This is a genomic window from Caldanaerobacter subterraneus (genome assembly GCF_004345675.1).
In the GTDB taxonomy this organism is placed as follows: Bacteria; Bacillota; Thermoanaerobacteria; order Thermoanaerobacterales; family Thermoanaerobacteraceae; genus Thermoanaerobacter; species Thermoanaerobacter subterraneus.
In genome coordinates, this window is sequence record NZ_SLWU01000034.1 from 1 (window position 1) to 18099 (window position 18099).

The 18099-nt window shown below is 37.1% G+C and carries 14 protein-coding genes, 1 rRNA gene and 1 pseudogene; 14 read left to right on the plus strand and 2 right to left on the minus strand.

The annotated features are described in order from the left end of the window. The first annotated feature begins 101 nt into the window (after positions 1-101). The 8 genes from EV203_RS11815 (at position 102) to EV203_RS11850 (ending at position 12932) form a co-directional block, all read left to right on the plus strand. A complete protein-coding gene (locus EV203_RS11815; protein WP_009610538.1) occupies positions 102-1022 on the plus strand; it encodes a beta-1,2-mannobiose phosphorylase in 921 nt (306 codons plus the stop codon). Positions 1023-1119: 97 nt separating this feature from the next. Further along, positions 1120-1983, plus strand: coding sequence for a formate/nitrite transporter family protein (locus EV203_RS11820; RefSeq protein WP_011024578.1), 864 nt, complete (start codon positions 1120-1122; stop codon positions 1981-1983). Between the two features lie 214 nt (positions 1984-2197). After that, positions 2198-3247 (plus strand): nucleotidyltransferase family protein, encoded by a 1050-nt coding sequence (locus tag EV203_RS11825; RefSeq protein WP_132040759.1) that lies wholly within the window; start codon positions 2198-2200, stop codon positions 3245-3247. 24 nt (positions 3248-3271) lie between these two features. After that, positions 3272-4444: a glycosyltransferase family 4 protein gene (locus EV203_RS11830; protein ID WP_011024580.1), complete on the plus strand. Its 1173-nt coding sequence runs from the start codon at positions 3272-3274 to the stop codon at positions 4442-4444. 14 nt (positions 4445-4458) lie between these two features. Next, positions 4459-5508, plus strand: a complete 1050-nt coding sequence (locus EV203_RS11835) for a glycoside hydrolase family protein (protein ID WP_132040760.1) — start codon at positions 4459-4461, stop codon at positions 5506-5508. Between the two features lie 57 nt (positions 5509-5565). After that, positions 5566-6564, plus strand: coding sequence for a D-alanine--D-alanine ligase family protein (locus EV203_RS11840; protein WP_132040761.1), 999 nt, complete (start codon positions 5566-5568; stop codon positions 6562-6564). An 88-nt stretch (positions 6565-6652) separates the two neighbouring features. Next, positions 6653-6967, plus strand: coding sequence for an SDR family NAD(P)-dependent oxidoreductase (locus EV203_RS11845; RefSeq protein WP_243700694.1), 315 nt, complete (start codon positions 6653-6655; stop codon positions 6965-6967). A gap of 433 nt (positions 6968-7400) precedes the next feature. Further along, positions 7401-12932, plus strand: coding sequence for an alpha amylase N-terminal ig-like domain-containing protein (locus EV203_RS11850; RefSeq protein ID WP_132040762.1), 5532 nt, complete (start codon positions 7401-7403; stop codon positions 12930-12932). 40 nt (positions 12933-12972) lie between these two features. On the opposite strand, the gene EV203_RS11855 is transcribed toward EV203_RS11850, so the two are convergent. After that, entirely contained in the window at positions 12973-13866 is an 894-nt protein-coding gene (locus EV203_RS11855) for a PP-loop family protein (protein ID WP_009052009.1), read from the minus strand. Positions 13867-14011: 145 nt separating this feature from the next. On the opposite strand from EV203_RS11855, the gene EV203_RS11860 reads away from it, so the two are divergent. The 4 genes and pseudogenes from EV203_RS11860 to EV203_RS11875 form a co-directional block, all read left to right on the plus strand. After that, positions 14012-14854, plus strand: a complete 843-nt coding sequence (locus tag EV203_RS11860; RefSeq protein WP_132040763.1) for a fumarate hydratase — start codon at positions 14012-14014, stop codon at positions 14852-14854. A 19-nt stretch (positions 14855-14873) separates the two neighbouring features. Continuing rightward, complete coding sequence (locus EV203_RS11865; RefSeq protein WP_009052007.1) at positions 14874-15434, plus strand: Fe-S-containing hydro-lyase; 561 nt, start codon at positions 14874-14876, stop codon at positions 15432-15434. Positions 15435-15440: 6 nt separating this feature from the next. Beyond that, positions 15441-16001: a uracil-DNA glycosylase gene (locus EV203_RS11870; protein WP_009052006.1), complete on the plus strand. Its 561-nt coding sequence runs from the start codon at positions 15441-15443 to the stop codon at positions 15999-16001. 131 nt (positions 16002-16132) lie between these two features. Beyond that, positions 16133-16510, plus strand: a pseudogene (locus EV203_RS11875) (reverse transcriptase domain-containing protein); the annotation flags it as partial. 19 nt (positions 16511-16529) lie between these two features. On the opposite strand, the gene EV203_RS14340 reads toward EV203_RS11875, so the two are convergent. Continuing rightward, complete coding sequence (locus EV203_RS14340; RefSeq protein WP_255345466.1) at positions 16530-16718, minus strand: hypothetical protein; 189 nt, start codon at positions 16716-16718, stop codon at positions 16530-16532. A 170-nt stretch (positions 16719-16888) separates the two neighbouring features. Here EV203_RS14340 and EV203_RS11885 point away from each other — a divergent pair, with 170 nt between their 5' ends. Then, complete coding sequence (locus EV203_RS11885) at positions 16889-17770, plus strand: cation diffusion facilitator family transporter (protein ID WP_132040764.1); 882 nt, start codon at positions 16889-16891, stop codon at positions 17768-17770. A gap of 228 nt (positions 17771-17998) precedes the next feature. Beyond that, positions 17999-18099, plus strand: a 16S ribosomal RNA gene (locus tag EV203_RS11890); the annotation flags it as partial.

Below are 18099 nucleotides of genomic sequence, written 5' to 3' on the forward strand. Positions count from 1 at the left end.
TGTTTTACCAGGGTAAAAATGGTTTTTAAGGATTTAATTTGTGTGTTTATTATTAAATTTTTAATGTGGATTACAATCATATTATACGAGGAGTGTAAAAAGTGATAAAGTTAAGGAGATTATCGGATAAGCCTGTTCTTGTGCCAAAACCAGAGAACGAGTGGGAAAGAGCTGCAGTTTTTAACACGGCAGCGATTTATGACAATGGACTTTTCCACCTCATATACAGAGCTACAGATTTAGGGCCTCATATCAAGTATGGAAGGTATATCTCAAGATTGGGATATGCTGTGAGCAAAGATGGGATAAATTTTATGAGACTTGACAAACCAATCATGACAAATGAGACTGAGCAAGAATTAAGAGGATTGGAAGACCCGAGAATAGTCAAGATTGACGGCATTTACTATATGATGTACACGGCTTTCGGAGATAGATTCAAAGATGACTACAGAATTTGCCTTGCTACTTCTAAAAACTTGATAGACTGGGAGAGAAAAGGCGTAGTACTGGATGAACCTAATAAGGACGCTTCTTTGTTCCCTGAAAAAATTAATGGAAAATACGTAATGCTCCATAGGAGATACCCAGACATATGGATAGCTTTCTCAGAAGATTTGAAAAACTGGTATGGACATAAGCCGATAATAAAACCTATTCCTGGCACTTGGGAGAGCGCTAGAGTAGGAATAGGAGGTCCCCCAATAAAGACGGAAAAAGGATGGTTTCTGATATACCACGCGGCAGATGACAACAACGTTTATAGATTAGGTGCAGCACTTTTAGATTTGGAAGACCCGACAAAGGTGATAGCAAGGCAAAAAGAGCCAATTTTAGAGCCAGAACTTCCCTGGGAAAAGGAAGGGTATATACCAAATGTAGTTTTCAGCTGTGGCAATGCAGTAAAAGACGACACAATATATGTATACTATGGAGGAGCAGACACTGTAATTGGAGTGGCAGTTTTGAATATGGAGGACATAAAATTTGATACTAGACAAATTACACTCCTTACTTTATAATTTTCATTGAAGGCAAAAAGTCTCCGGCATCTTCGGAGACTTTTTAAATTGTTCAAAATTGTGATATCGTTTACTGTATTTAAGCTGGGGGGATTTTATGGGTTTTAAAATGCCAAAAGACATAACAGAAGGAATGAGTAGTTTAGGAAAAGCTAAATCAGAGCTTTCTATTTCTAAATTGCTTGTGCTGGGGTTTTTAGGAGGAGCGTACATAGCTTTAGGAGGGCTTTTAGCAATTAGAGCGGCAGGAGCCTTGCCTGACTCCTTTGGAAGCCTTCAAAAATTTATATTTGGAGCAGTATTTCCTTTGGGGCTTATTCTTGTGGTAATAGCGGGAGCAGAACTGGTCACAGGAAATATGATGACACAGCCCATGGCTTATTTTGATAGAAAAATAGACTTGAAAGGCCTTTTAAAAAACTGGACTTTTGTTTACATAGGGAACTTTATAGGTTCAGTGTTTGTCGCATATTTTTTGGCTTATAAAACGGGGCTTATAATGGAAGTGGCAAAAATGGGGGAAATACCAAAAGCACTCCCATGGGCTTTATATGCAGTAAAAATAGCGAACGCTAAAGTGAGCTTATCGTGGTGGCAGGCATTTTTAAGAGGTATAGGGTGTAATTGGCTGGTCGCTTTGGCCGTGTGGATGGCCTATTCTGCTGAGGATATAATAGGCAAGATTTTTGCCATATGGTGGCCTATAATGGGTTTTGTCGCTATAGGCTTTGAACATTCAGTGGCTAATATGTTTTTTATTCCTCTCGGAATATATGCAGGACAAGACCCTCTTTATGTTAATTTTGCAAAAAGTGCAGAAGGAATACTTTTAAATGTACCTATTCTGAAAGCTACATGGGAGAATTTTATAGTAAATAATTTGATACCTGTAACTCTAGGTAACATAGTAGGAGCGGGATTTTTTGTGGCTACAATCTACTGGTATGTATATAGAAAATAAGTGGTACTTTATAAAGTGCCACTTATTTTGTAAATATTTTACTTAGGAAGGCTTGACATTCCACATTTTCTCAATTATAATATCTTATAGATTAGTTTTATCTACAAATCTATTAGCAGCCCAATCATTAGAGTGCTAATATCGCTTTTGCCCTTCCAACCTTCATGTCTTGTTCTTCAACTAAAGCCATTTTTACAAAAAAGGAGGGGTTTTTATGAAGGCGCTTCTTCTAGCGGGGGGACTGGGAACCAGGTTAAGGCCCCTTACTGACGATTTGCCAAAGCCTATGGTTCCTATAATGGGAAAGCCGCTTTTGGAGCGCATTATTTTAAATCTTAAAAAAAGTGGAGTAGACGAAGTGGTCATAAGCACTCATTATAAATCCGACTACATTGAAAACTACTTCAAAGGCAAGAGCAAAGAACTAGGGGTAAAGATTCATTATGTCACAGAAGGGACTCCTTTAGGCACGGGAGGAGCTATAAAAAATGCTGAAAAGTTTTTTGACGACACTTTCTTAATTCTCAACTCCGATATAGTGAGCGATATAGACTATGCAGACTTGGTGAAATATCACAAGAGAAGGAGAGCACAGGTTACTATTGCTTCCATAGAAGTGAGAGATACTTCCCAGTACGGGGTCATAGAGTTTGACAGCAAGGGTTTTATCACTGCTTTTAAAGAGAAGCCAAAGCCTGGGGAGTCAAATTCTAAGTATATAAATGCAGGAGTTTATGTGTTTGAGCCGGAGGTCTTAAAGGAAATTCCAGCTAACACTCAGGTATCTGTAGAAAGGGAAACATATCCTTTGCTTCTTTCAAAAGGCTATAAAATGGCTATATATAAGTTTACTGGCTATTGGATGGACATAGGGACTGTGGACAAATATAAAAAGGTACATGAAGACATCCTCAAAGGCAAATCTAGATTTGTAGCAGGATTGTCCACGAGAGGGATAATCCTCGGAGAGAATGTGAAAATCCACCCTACAGCCAGTGTAATTGGGCCAGCCTATATTGGGGATAATACAGAAGTTGATGCTTATGCTACTGTAGGGCCTTACACTGTGATAGGCAGTAACTGCAGGATAGGACAGGAGAGCAAGGTTTCCAATAGCGTGCTGTGGGACAACATAAAGGTGAGAAGATTTGCAAGATTGGAAAATAGCGTGGTTACCTCGGAATGCGTAGTGGAAGTGAATATGGAGATTAAAAACACGGTTTTTACTGCTAATAAGTTAGCTGATATTACGCTCACACCTTGATACTAAGTAAAAGGGGGGATACTTGTGAGCATCTTGGGGAGAAATATAGCTTTTTTGAGCACTTATCCTCCAAGGGAATGTGGAATAGCGACTTTTACTCAGGATTTGGTGAATGAAATAAAAAAGATAAAACTTATAAATTTTGCTGGCGTGATAGCCATAAATGACCACAAGAGATACGACTATGATGAGGATGTGATATATGAGATAAACCAATTTGAAAGGGAGGACTATTTGAAGCTTGCGGAAAAGCTCAACGAATCTAACGTAGACCTTCTCATAATAGAGCACGAATACGGGATATTTGGGGGAGAAAGCGGCGAATATCTGCTTGATTTGGTGGACAATCTCTCAATACCATTTGCGGTGACTGTTCATACAGTGCTTTTAAATCCTAATGAAAAGCAATTAAAAATTTTAAAAGAGCTTGGGCAAAAGAGCGCCAGAGTAATAACAATGGCTAAAAATACAATTCCTCTTCTGGAGAAAATCTATGAAATACCTTCTCACAAAATCACATTTATACCTCATGGAGTTCCAACCCTTCCTGTACTTCCAAAAGAGACTTTAAAAGAAAGATACGGTTTTAAAGGGAGAAGGATAATAAGCACCTTTGGACTTATAAATCCTGGGAAAGGGATAGAGTACGGAATAGAAGCCATAAGCATGGTAGCTAAGAAGTACAAAGATGTACTTTACCTGATTTTAGGGCAGACCCATCCCAATATAAAGAGACTGTACGGGGAAGAATATAGAGAAAAACTACAGAAAATGGTAAAAGATTTGGGAGTAGAAGACAACGTGAGATTTGTAGATAAGTACTTAACTAAGAGAGAAATATTGGAATATCTCAAAATGTCCGATATATACATGACTCCTTACCTCAACAAAGAACAGGCAGTAAGCGGCACACTGGCTTATGCAGCAGGACTTGGTAAAATAATAATTTCCACTCCATACATGTATGCAGAGGAGATTTTAGGGAACGGAAGAGGCCTCCTTGCTGATTTCAGAAGTGCAAAATCTTTAGCAGAAAAGATTGAGTATGTATTTGAACATCCAGAGGCCAGAGCCAGAATGGAGAGTGAGATGAAAAAGCTTGGCAGTACTATGACATGGAATAACGTGGCTTACAGGTACGTGATAATGATTTTGTCCGTTTTGGACGTAAAATCAAGGGAGGAAGTGGTCATATAAAGGAGGGGGTTTAAATGAGAGTTGCGACTAAATACGCTCACCTTTTCACTCTAACGGACGATACAGGGATTTTTCAGCACTCCCTCTATTCCATTCCTGACCCTTCCAAGGGTTATACGACAGATGATAACGCTAGAGCAGCTATAGCGGCTACCATGCTGTATCAGGTTTACAGAGAAGAAGTGTACCTCTCTCTTCTTAGAAGATACCTTTCTTTCTTGATTTACGCCCAAAACGAGGAAGGATTTTTCAAAAACTTCATGAATTACAATAGAGAGTTTACAGAAAAGAAAGGGTCTGAAGACTGCTTTGGAAGAAGTCTTTGGGCTTTAGGGTATCTTCTAAATGTGCCTTTTTCTGATGAATCCTATCACAACGTCGCTATCAGGCTTTTAGAAAAAGCACTTTTCAACGTCAAAAAACTTTATTCTTTGAGGGGAAAGGCTTATTCATTAATAGGACTTTCTCTTATTTACAATTCAGAGGCTTTTGAATTTGACAGAGGAGAGATAAGAGACTTGGTAAAATCCCTTTCACAGGATTTATTGAAAAGCTACTACAAAAATAGAGAAGAGAATTGGAAATGGTTTGAAGACCAGATGACTTATAGCAATGCAATTTTGCCTTGGTCTTTACTAAAGGCTTATACTGTAACCAAAGATGAAGAAGTACTCCGAGTAGCAAAGGAATCCATGGATTTTTTAGGAAGTGTGACTTTTAAAGATGGGTATTTCAAACCGATTGGGTGCAAAGGATGGTACAAAAAAGGAGGGAAAAGGGCGGAATTTGACGAACAGCCTATAGAAGCCTGTGAAAGTGCTCTCATGTATATAGAAGCTTATAGAGTTTTTGGGGAAGAAGAGTATTTAAATAAGGCTAAAAAATGTTATAGATGGTTTTTAGGTGAGAATTCACAAAATATTTCTTTAGTAGATGAAGAGACGGGCGGTTGCTATGATGGGATCACAGAAGACGGAGTAAATTTAAACGAAGGTGCAGAGAGTTTAATCTCCCTTATAATGACTGACATGGTAGTAAATCACAGTTCAAAAGTCTTTAAATAAACCTATTTCTCTTTTTCTTTTCCTTTTGCAAAATTTTTGTAGAAGGAGGAGAAAGGGATGAAAGTAGGTGTTTTTTGGAGAAAATTCAGAAATGTCGAGCTTCAAAGAAGACTTACACCTGATAAAGTCTATGACGATGCCTATGATGAAGCTTATCATCACTATGAAGCATTAAAAGAAGCAGGATTCGATGCAGTCCTCATAGAATGGAAAGATGACCCTATCAAAACTTACGAGGTCATTCAAAAAGAAGAAGTAGACATAATTTTTAATGCCTCTAGCTTGAAGGAAATAGAATTTTTGGAACTATTTAATATACCCTATGTAGGTTCTGGTATTGATTTGGCGGCAACAGATAAAAGGATGAGAAAAGACATTGTAGCTGCTCACGGTCTTCCCACCCCTAAATATGTGGTGGCATACAGTGCGAATGAAATTCCTTCTGTAGACCATTTAAGGTTTCCGCTTTTTGTAAAACCTATAATGGGAAGAGGGAGTGCAGGGATAGATGAGGAAAATATAGTGTACGATAAGTCTAGGCTTCCAAAGGTTGTGAGCAAGATAACTGAAAAGATAGGTCAGCCTGCTCTTATTGAAGAGTTTATTGAAGGAAGGGAAGTAACCGTAGGGATAATAGGTTATAGGAATCCGATAGTATTGCCCCTTTTAGAGATAGGTTATAATAATGTCAAGACAAATACCTATGAACACAAAATGTTTGACAATGAAATAATAAAATGCCCAATGGAAGTGCCAGAAGAAATTGAAAAAAGGATAAAGGATACAGCTCTTAGAATTTTTAAAGTTTTGAATGCAAGGGATTATGCGAGAATAGATATGATTTTAGGTAAAGACAATGTGCCTTATTTCCTAGAGCTCAACACTTATGCTGGACTCACTACCGCAGTAGAAAGAGGGGAAAAACATGTACACCACGGCTATATGGGATATATGGCAAAAGCTGCTGGCATGACTAGGAAAGAGTTTATAGGAAAAATCTTAGAGAGCGCCCTTGAAAGGTATGGCTTTGAAGATAAAGAATTACTTTTAGCGTGAACTTGATTTTTGTGTGGAGTTTATATACACTTTGAGTAAGGCATGTTTTTGCCTTATTTTCTTTTTTAGTTAGAAAGGAGGGAATTTTATGAATTTTAAAGATAAAGTTGTAATAGTAACAGGGGGAGGACAGGGGATTGGAAGATGTATTGCTCAGACTTTTGCCAGCAAAGGAGCAAAAGTGGTCATTGCTGAAATTGACGATGAGGCAGGGCTGGAGAATGAAGAGTACATAAGAAAAAATGGAGGAGAGGCGCTTTTTGTACACACAGATGTCGCCTTAGAGGAAGATGTAAAAAATATGGTGAATAAGACCATAGAGACCTACGGTAAAATCGATATTTTAATAAACAATGCAGGGATAGGTTCTGGAGGTACAATTTACACTATTCTGTCTCAATAAGTCTAATGCTTCACAACATCTCCATTATCGCAGGATTACAATTCTTCTAGCTGAACGAGTAGACAAAATAGAGATAGTGCAAAAGTTAAGACAAATGTGACAGTTAAAAGCGCCGAAAAAGCAAACAAAATGGAGATAATACTAACACAAAGGCTAAAGGAAATATAATTTATAAGGCTGCTTTACAGCAGCCTTATAAATTTACATATAGTAGTATGTGTTAACAGCATATTGACAACAAAAAAGCTATAATTTATAATAAATATGAAGGAAAACGATTGCGCAAAAAATTTCCACAAGTAAATGTGTACATAAACACATTTATCTTTTTATAACCTGTGAAAGCGATTGCCTAAAAGAAATGGGGGGTGATGTTGTAAAGGAGTTTTTCGTAAGATTTTTGAATAAAAACATAGTGTAAAGGGGGATTGTAGTGTTTAAGAGGAGAACATTAGGATTTTTATTGTCATTTCTTTTAATTTTTACAGCAGTATTTGGCTCAATGCCTGTGCAATTTGCAAAGGCTGAGACAGATATAGCGCCAGCAACTGCTGTTGTTGCAGGCAATTTTCAGTCAAAACTTGGTGATACCGACTGGAAAGGCGACAGCAGCATAACAGTAATGACATATAAAGGCAATGGTTTTTATGAATACACGACACAGACCGCATTACCTGCCGGAGATTATGAATATAAAATAGTTTTGAATGGGATTCAGTGGATACCGGATGGTTTTGGCAACAATTTAAAATTTCATCTTGACACAGATTCTGTAGTAACTTTTTATTACAACTATTATACTTCAAGTGTTACTGATTCTACAAAATATACACCAATTCCGGAAGAAAAACTTCCAAGAATTGTAGGTACTATACAATCAGCAATAGGAGCAGGTGATGATTGGAAACCTGAAACATCGACAGCTATAATGAGAGACTATAAGTTTAACAATGTTTACGAATACACTGCAAATGTTCCAAAAGGGTATTATGAGTTTAAAGTGACTTTAGGACCCTCATGGGCTATAAATTATGGCTTAAATGGTGAACAAAATGGGCCAAATATTCCTTTGAATGTAGCCTATGATACTAAGATTACATTTTTCTATGATTCGATTTCACACAAAATATGGACAGATTATAATCCACCTCTTACAGGGTCTGATAATAACATATATTATGACGATTTAAAACATGACACTCATGATCCATTCTTCCGCTCGCCTTTCGGTGCAATAAAAACGGGGGAGACTGTGACTTTAAGGCTACAAGCGAGAAATCATGATCTTGAGTCAGCTCAGATTTCTTATTGGGATGACATTAAGAAAACAAGAACACAAGTTTCCATGTACAAAATAGGTCAAAGCCCTGACGGAAAATATGAATATTGGGAAATTAAGTTGAGTTTTGATTATCCTACAAGGATTTGGTATTACTTCATACTGAAAGATGGGAGAAAGACTGCTTATTATGGAGATGACGATGAACAATTAGGTGGTGTAGGCAAGGCTACAGATGTTGTAAACAAAGATTTTGTAATTACTGTATACGATAAAAATTTAGATACGCCGGATTGGATGAAAGGGGCAGTAATGTATCAAATCTTCCCAGATAGATTTTACAATGGTGACCCTTCAAATGATCGCCTAAAAGAATACAGTAGAGGATTTGATCCTGTTGAATATCATGATGATTGGTATGTTCTTCCGGATAACCCGCGTGATAAAGATAAGCCGGGATATACAGGGGATGGCATATGGAATAACGATTTCTTTGGTGGTGATTTACAGGGTATAATTGATAAATTGGATTATCTGAAAGAGCTTGGGATATCAGTTATTTACCTCAATCCAATTTTTCAATCACCTTCCAATCACAGGTACGATACAACTGATTACACAAAAATAGATGAATTACTAGGGGATTTGGACACTTTCAAAACTCTCATGAGAGAAGCGCATGCAAGAGAGATTAGAGTTATACTTGATGGAGTTTTTAACCATACAAGTGATGACAGTATTTATTTTGATAGATATGGGAAATATTTAGACAAAGGACTAGGTGCTTATCAGGCATGGTTGCAAGGAGATCAGTCAAAGTCTCCATATGGTGATTGGTACGAGATAAGGCCTGACGGTACCTATGAAGGATGGTGGGGATTTGACAGCCTACCTGTCATAAGGCAGATAAATGGCAGTGAGTACAACGTTAAAAGCTGGGCAGACTTTATCATAAATAACCCTGATGCGATATCTAAGTATTGGTTAAATCCTGATGGAGACCCAAATGCAGGTGCAGATGGTTGGAGGTTGGATGTAGCAAATGAAGTTGCTCACGATTTCTGGGTACATTTTAGAGATGCAATAAATACTGTGAAACCAAATGCGCCAATGATTGCAGAACTTTGGGGAGATGCTTCGTTAGATTTATTAGGAGATTCTTTTAACTCTGTTATGAATTATCTCTTTAGAAATGTTGTAATTGACTTTATACTGGATAAGCCATTTGATGATGGGAATAGCGTTCACAATCCTATAGATGCGGCAAAACTTGACCAAAGACTTATGAGCATATATGAAAGATATCCGCTGCCAGTATTTTATTCTACTATGAATCTTTTGGGCTCCCATGACACCATGAGAATATTGACAGTATTTGGGTATAACTCTGCCGATAACAGTCAAAATTCTCAGGAAGCATATGACCTTGCGGTTAAAAGACTTAAACTCGCTGCGATACTTCAAATGGGTTATCCAGGCATGCCTTCTATTTATTACGGAGATGAAGCAGGACTATCTGGAGGAAATGACCCGGACAATAGAAGGACATCCCCTTGGGGAAGAGAAGATACTGATTTGCAAGAATTCTTTAAGAAAGTCGTAAACATAAGGAATGAAAATCAAGTTTTAAAAACCGGAGACCTCGTTACACTTTATGCGAAAGGTGACGTATATGCTTTTGGCAGAAGAGTCATAAATGGAAAAGACATTTTTGGAAAATCTTATCCTGACAGTGTGGCGATTGTTGTAATAAATAAAGGTGACGCAAAACAGGTTTCAATAGATGCCACCAAATTTATAAGAGATGGTGTTACATTTACAGATGCCTTAAGTGGTAAAAAATACACTGTTCATGATGGACAAATTGTTGTAGAAGTTGGGTCAATGGATGGAGCTATACTTATATCAGATCCGGGACAAAATTTGACAGCACCTCAGTCAATTCAAGACCTTAAAGCAGTCTCAGGAAATGGCAAAGTAGACCTTTCCTGGAGTGCAGTAGATAAAGCAGTAAGCTATAATATTTATCGTTCTACAGTTAAAGGTGGGTTATATGAAAAAATAGCTTCAAATGTTACGCAAAGCACCTATACTGATACACAGGTTACCAATGGTCTAAAGTATGTGTATGCTGTAACCGCTGTAGATGGTGATGGGAATGAGAGTACTTTAAGCAACGAAGTTGAGGCATATCCAGCATTTCCTATTGGCTGGGCGGGAAATATGAATCAAGTCGATACACATGTAATAGGTGTAAATAATCCAGTTGAAGTGTATGCTGAAGTGTGGGCTGAAGGGCTTACAGATAAACCTGGCCAAGGGGAAAATATGATTGCCCAGTTAGGATATAGGTATATTGGAGATGGTGGGCAAGATGCTACACGCAACAAAGTAGAAGGTGTTGAAATAATTCAGGACTGGACGTGGGTTGATGCACGGTATGTAGGGGATTCCTATAGTTTTGGGCAACCAAATAATGACCAATATAAAGCAGGTTTTGTACCTGATATGGTAGGCACATGGGAATATACTATGAGATTTTCTTCTAACCAAGGTCAAGATTGGACACAGACAGATGTCAAACAATTTACTGTAATTCCATCTAATGATTCAGGGCCTCCAACTGCTCCAGTCTTACAACAGCCAGGAATTGAATCCTCAAGAGTTACACTTAACTGGAGTCCATCAGCTGATGATGTTGCTATTTTCGGCTACGAAATCTATAAGTCTTCAAGTGAGACAGGACCATTTATAAAGATTGCAACTGTGTCTGACAGTGTGTATAACTACGTAGATACAGATGTAGTAAATGGCAATACGTATTATTATAAAGTTGTAGCAGTTGATACCTCCTATAATAGGACAGCATCAAATACAGTAAGAGTGACACCTGACATAATACCTATAAAAGTGACATTTAATGTCACAGTACCAGATTATACTCCTGATGATGGTGTATATATTGCTGGAAACTTCCCGGATGCTTTCTGGAATCCAAGTGCTCGGCCAATGACAAAGACTGGACTTAACAGTTATAGTATTACATTGACCTTAAATGAGGGGACACAGCTTGAATATAAATATGCAAGAGGCAGCTGGGATAAGGTAGAAAAGGGTGAATATGGAGAAGAAATTGCAAATAGGAAAATTACAGTTGTAAATCAAGGGTCAAATACGATGGTGGTAAATGATGTGGTTCAAAGATGGAGAGATATTCCTATATACATTTATTTTCCAAAAGACAACACTACAGTAGATGCAAATACAAATGAGATAGGAATTAAAGGCAATACCTATAAAGGTGCAATAGTAACTATAAACGATGAATCTTTTGTACAACAAGAAAATGGTGTATTTACAAAAATAGTGCCTCTTGAGTACGGTGTAAATATTATTAAAATACACGTGGAGCCCAGTGGTGAAAAAAATAATGAACTCACAAAAGATATAACAATAACTGTTACAAAAGAAAAGCTTGCACAAGGGAAAGAACCAACTCCTACGCCAAGGTTAGAGTCAACCCCAACAGAGTCGACAAAACCAGCTCAAGAAGTATCACAAGGCAAAGTAGTTGTGGAAAATGACACAACGATTCTTACAGTAGACGAGGCCAAAGTATCAAAAGACATAAAAGACACCTCAAAGAAAGAAATACAATTTGACTTAACAGATATAGGTCAAACATCTGCAAAAGCATTAGAAATACCTGTAAGCGTACTAAACTTAATAGCAGAAAACAATAAGAACATAACAGTAAAATCACATGAAATAGCTCTTCAATTTGATGCAAAGACATTGGCAATACCTAAAGAAACAATAGACCTAATAAAGAAAGCAGGTGTAGTAAGACTTACAATAGAGGACAGAGGAAAACAAACAGCAAATTCCCTGGTTCCAGTATCAAAGGCTTATGATATCACAATAAAAGCAGGAGATAACAAAATAAAAATAGATTCGCCAGTAAAACTAACATTTGAAGTAAAAGATGCAAAAGACATAAGAAAAGTCGGAGTATACTACTTAAACGAGGTAACAGGTAAATGGGAATATGTAGGAGGAAAAGTTGACAGAAAGGCAAACACAGTGACAATTGAAGCAAAGCACTTCTCAACCTATGGAGCTTTTGAATACAACAAAGAATTTAAGGACGTACCGAAAGACTTCTGGGCATACGATGTAATAAATGTTTTAGCATCAAGGCACATAATAAAAGGGATGGATGATGACAACTTTGCACCAAATGCAAAAATAACAAGGGCACAATTTGCAGCATTAATGATAAGGGCACTGGGAATAGAAGAGAAGCCATACAAAGGAGAATTTGAAGATGTAAAAGAAGGGGCATGGTATGCAAATGCGATAGAGGCAGCATATCAGGAAGGGATAATGCTTGGAGATGGCAAGAAGATGAGGCCAGATGACCCAATAACAAGAGAAGAGATGGCAGCAGTAATAATGAGAGTATACAGTAAACTTACAGGCTATAAAGAGGAGAACATAGGCAATACAACTTTTGGAGATAACAACAAGATAAGCCAATGGGCAAGGAATGTAGTAGCGAATGCGGTGAAACTTGGCATAGTAAAGGGATATGAGGATAACACTTTCAAACCAAAAGGCAATGCTACAAAAGCAGAAGCTGCAGCTATGCTTTACAGAATTTTAGAGAAAGCGGGGAATATATAAAAAATGAAAAAAATGCGTCCAACAGGGCGCATTTTTTTCATTAGTCGGTTTTTATCCATGTGCGGCAGAAGGTGCACACAGGTGAGACAGAGGGGAAACCGCATATTTCGCAGTTTATTTTTGGGGGGCGGGCTTGAGTGCCCTCAAATAAATAAGCATACTTCGTGTAATTTTTATAAAAAGACCTTTTAATTCCTGGTGACTTTTCTTCGAGCATGTCCAAAGCTTCTTGATATCTATTGTATTTTGCTTCTCTTCCGTAAGGGCACTTTGCTTCTACTGGCTTTATGTTGTGAAGTTTGGCGAAAGCTATTATTTCATCTTCGGACTGGAATGCAAGGGGTTTTATCTTTTTGGCAAAGCCGGGTTCTGCTGGCAGAGTTGGAATACCTTTGGCTAAGTGGTGTAAGTCCCATCTCATGAGGTTTGCCAATAAAAGTTTTGCCATATCGTCTAAAGTATGGCCAGTTGCTAAAGCGTCAGCGTTTACTGCCAGAGTGTATTCGTTCATTAAATGTCTTTTTGTAACACCGCATATAGCGCATATCCTGTCATGCTTTTTTGCTACTTCTGGGATGCCTTTTCCATATCCTGCTTTTAAGTCTACTATTTCAAGAGGGATATCGTGTTCTTTGCAGAAATTTTCCACAACTTCTCTGGATCGAGGAGAGAAGTCGTTTTGAGTAATTCCAAGGTCTATAAAGAAGCCGAGGACTTCATACCCCAGCTTTTTGAGGACATAGGCAGTCACTAGAGAATCTTTCCCGCCAGAAATTGCTACCACTACTCTTCCTTTTGGAGGGAGCATTTTATACTTTTCAATTGTTTTTGAAACCTGTCTTAAAAAGAATGCGTCCAAGTGCTCTTCGCAGAAAGCAGAGTTATGGGCTGGGAACTTGACAATGGCGGGTTTCCCGCATACTATGCACTTCAATTTCAAAACCTCCTTTCACTTATTTATAAGCATTTTTTAAAGGACTATGCAATAAACCATTATAAGAGATTTTCAAAGAAATTGCAAAATTGATATTAAAAATAGTATTATAAATCATAAAGGAATAAGTGCGAGGTGAAAAATTTTGAGGGAAATAAAAGCTAGTCAAATTGTGGAAGTTGTCAAAAAGCTGTGTATTGAAGCGAATTATAATTTACCGGATGATATATTAAAAGGGCTCAAAATCCGGAAGAAGGAGGAAAAAAGTCCTTTAGGCCAAAAAATTCTTGAAGATATAATTTTAAATGCTGAAATAGCTATGCAAGAGAAAATGGCTATATGTCAGGATACAGGAATGGCCGTGGTTTTTGTAGATATAGGACAAGAAGTACGCGTTGTAGATGGAGATTTGGAAGAGGCTATAAATGAAGGAGTGAGATTGGGTTATAAAGAGGGATATTTGAGAAAGTCTGTTGTGAAAAGCCCTATAGAAAGAATTAACACAAATGACAATACTCCTGCGGTAATACATTATCGTGTGTGTAGAGGAGATAGACTCATTATAACTGTAATGCCAAAAGGAGCTGGCAGCGAAAATATGAGTGCTTTGAAGATGTTAAAGCCTTCAGATGGTTTAGAAGGGGTAAAAAGATTTGTAATAGAGACTGTGGAAAAATCCGGTCCTAACGCTTGTCCTCCTCTGATTGTGGGGGTTGGTCTTGGAGGAGATTTTGAATATGCAGCCTATCTAGCGAAAAAAGCACTGTTGAGGAAAGTCGGCGAAAGGCATCAGGATATTTTAATTGCTAGGTTGGAAGAAGAGCTTTTAAATGAGATAAACTCTTTAGGCATTGGGCCGATGGGCCTTGGAGGGACTACTACTGCCCTAGGTGTCCACATAGAAGTATATCCTACCCACATTGCTTCTTTGCCTGTTGCAGTAAATTTGGGATGCCATGCTACGAGACACGCTACTTTTGTATTATAATTATGTTTGGAGGGAAAACATGTACAGAAAATTAAATACACCTTTACTAGATGAAGTAACAGTACAATTGAAAGCTGGGGATTTGATTTTGCTCTCAGGAGAGATTTATACTGCAAGGGATGAAGCTCATAAAAGGATGGTTGAAGCACTGGATAGAGGGGAAATGCTACCTTTTGAAATTAAAAATTCTATCATTTACTACGTTGGACCTTGTCCTCCTAGACCAGGACAAGTTGTTGGAAGTTGTGGGCCTACTACAAGTGGAAGAATGGACAAATATGCTCCGAGATTGATTGAATTAGGATTAAAAGGGATGATTGGGAAGGGTGCTAGGTCAGAAGAAGTTGTAGAATCCATGAAAAAACATAAGGCAGTTTATTTTACTGCTGTAGGAGGAGCTGGTGCTTTACTTGCCCAAAGAGTCAAAAAAGTGGAAGTAGTAGCTTATGAAGATTTAGGGCCAGAGGCTATATATAAGTTTACGGTCGAAAATTTTCCTTTAATTGTTACTATAGACATATATGGAAATAACCTCTATGAAATTGAAAGAGAAAAGTACAAAACGCATGTAAAAAGGTGATAAAAAATGGCGCTTTTACCTTTGAAAGAGTTGTATCTTGCCTGTTTATATTGTACAAAATGTGATTTACATAAAACTAAAACCCATATGGTTTTTGGGGAAGGCAATTTAAGGGCAAAAGTAATGTTTGTAGGTGAAGGCCCTGGAAAAGATGAAGATTTGCAAGGAAGGCCCTTTGTAGGAAGAGCAGGACAGCTTCTTAACAAGATGCTTGAGGATGTTGGGTTAAAAAGAGAAGAAGTGTATATTGCTAATGTAGTAAAGTGTCGGCCTCCAAATAATAGAGTACCCCTACAAAGTGAGGTTGACGCTTGCCTTCCCTATTTGAGAAATCAAGTAGCAATAATAGCACCTAAAATTATCGTTTGTCTTGGTGCTACTGCAGCAAAAGCTATAATAGATAAAAATTTTAAAATAACTGCAATGAGAGGGCAATGGTTTGAAAGAAAAGGGGTTAAAATAATAGCAACTTATCATCCTGCTGCTATTTTAAGGGACCCCGAGAAATTAGAACCGGCGATGGAAGATTTCAAAAAGATTAAAGAAGAATTAGATAAATTGTCGTAATTTAAAGTATTTTAAAGCATAATAAAGCATGAAAAATACAATTGCGAAGAATGGTCTTATACGTGCTTTTATGAGGATTGAATAAGATAATGTAAAATTTCAGTAAGTGATTGAGCAGGAAAAAGAGGTGTAGATACCTAACATCCGGAGTAATGCTAAACGGAGTAAAAGTTAAGAGTGAAGAAGGCACTCCATAAGGAGGGCCATTAAGTCCGCTTTTAGCAAATATAATACTTGACGATTTAGATAAAGACTAGAAAAAAGGACACAAATTCTGTAGATACGCAGACGACTGTAATATATTTGTTAAAAGCAAAAGGGCAGCAGACAGGGTTAAAGAGAGCATAACTGAATTTATTGAAGAAATTCTTAAACTTAAGGTAAATAAAGAGAGAAGTGTAGTTGATAGGCCATGGAAGAGGAAGTTTTTGGGATTTTCATTTTATATGGACAAGGGAAAATCCAACATAAGGATAGCCGGAAAAAGTATAAGAAAATTTAAGAAGAAATCTTTTTAGGGATTCAACCTTATTTGTTATACCTTCCACCTATATGCAAGACTATTTTATGGGAATAATCCACTTCTAGGGAATCTAAAATTTTTGTATGATATTGAACTGTGTATTGTCCAGGATGCATTGATACTCTCATGTTGTTCTGTTTTATAAATTTGCTTATTTCTGTCAATTTATCTTTAAACATTTGTTCAAATTTTATATCGTTTAAGGATGTAGCTGCTGAAGGGGATTATGTCTGAGCTATAAGAATATTTTATTGGCTTATATTATCAATTGATAATAGATATTATAAAAATATTGTTGAAAATTCTACTACAATCGCATATAATAAGATATACATTATATTTTCAGTTGAAAGGAAGTAAAAATATGGAAAGGGAAAAAATAGGAACAAAAGTTTCGTGGATTACTATTTTTATTAATACTTTCTTGTGTTTGTTTAAGATAATAGCAGGGGTTGTAGGTAAAAGTAGTGCTATGATAGCTGATGGAGTGCATACTTTATCGGACATACTAGCTACATTTGTTGTGATATTGGGACTAAAAATTTCTTCAAAGGAAGAAGATGAAAAGCACCCCTATGGTCATGAAAAATTTGAACTCATATTTGCTAAAGCTATAAGCGTTATTTTAATAATTACAGGTTTTTCAATAGGATATGAAGGTATAAAAAAGTTAATTTTAGGAGAAATATCCACTCCCGGTAAAATTGCTCTAGTAGCTGCTGCAGCTTCAATAGTTTTAAAAGAGGGGATGTATTGGTATACAATAATAATTGCAAGAAAAATAAAAAGTATTTCTATGGAAGCAGATGCTTGGCATCACCGTTCTGATGCGTTTTCTTCAATAGGAACTTTTATAGGTATATTTGCAGCCAGAATGGGTTATAGATTTTTCGATCCATTGGCAGCTCTTGTTGTTAGCTTTTTTATCGTAAAGGTAGGGATTGAATTTTATTTAAAAGCAACCAAAGCTTTAGTTGATGAATCGGTCGATAAAGAAACTATTGAAAAGATAAAAAATATAGTTATGAGTGTTGATGGAGTTAAAGGAATACAAAGCTTGAAAACCAGGGTGTTTGGACACAGGATTTATGTTGATTTAGAAATATATGTTGATGAAAGATTAAATGTAAAGGAAGGACATGATATTGCAGAAAAGGTTCACGATGCCCTAGAAGGAGAAATAGATAGTATAAAACATTGCATGGTGCATGTTGAGCCAATTAATACCACAACTTTATTCAACTAAACCTGGAGCATCGATAATAAAGATTTAAGATATAATCTTAAATAATCTAACGATATATCCTATTGAATATCAAAACAACTCATGCTAATATATAACATGTTGCTGGGAGGTGGCGGAAGAAAAAGGGCTTGACAAAGAGGGAGCAGCGTGATAATATAGATAATGTTGTGTGCCCCTTGAAAAATGAACAGTGAGGCGAAAAAAGATATAGTGAAAGAGTAAGGATATGAACATGAGAGTTTGATCCTGGCTCAGGACGAACGCTGGCGGCGTGCCTAACACATGCAAGTCGAGCGGGCCTGTCAAGGCGTTATGTTTTGGCAGGTTTA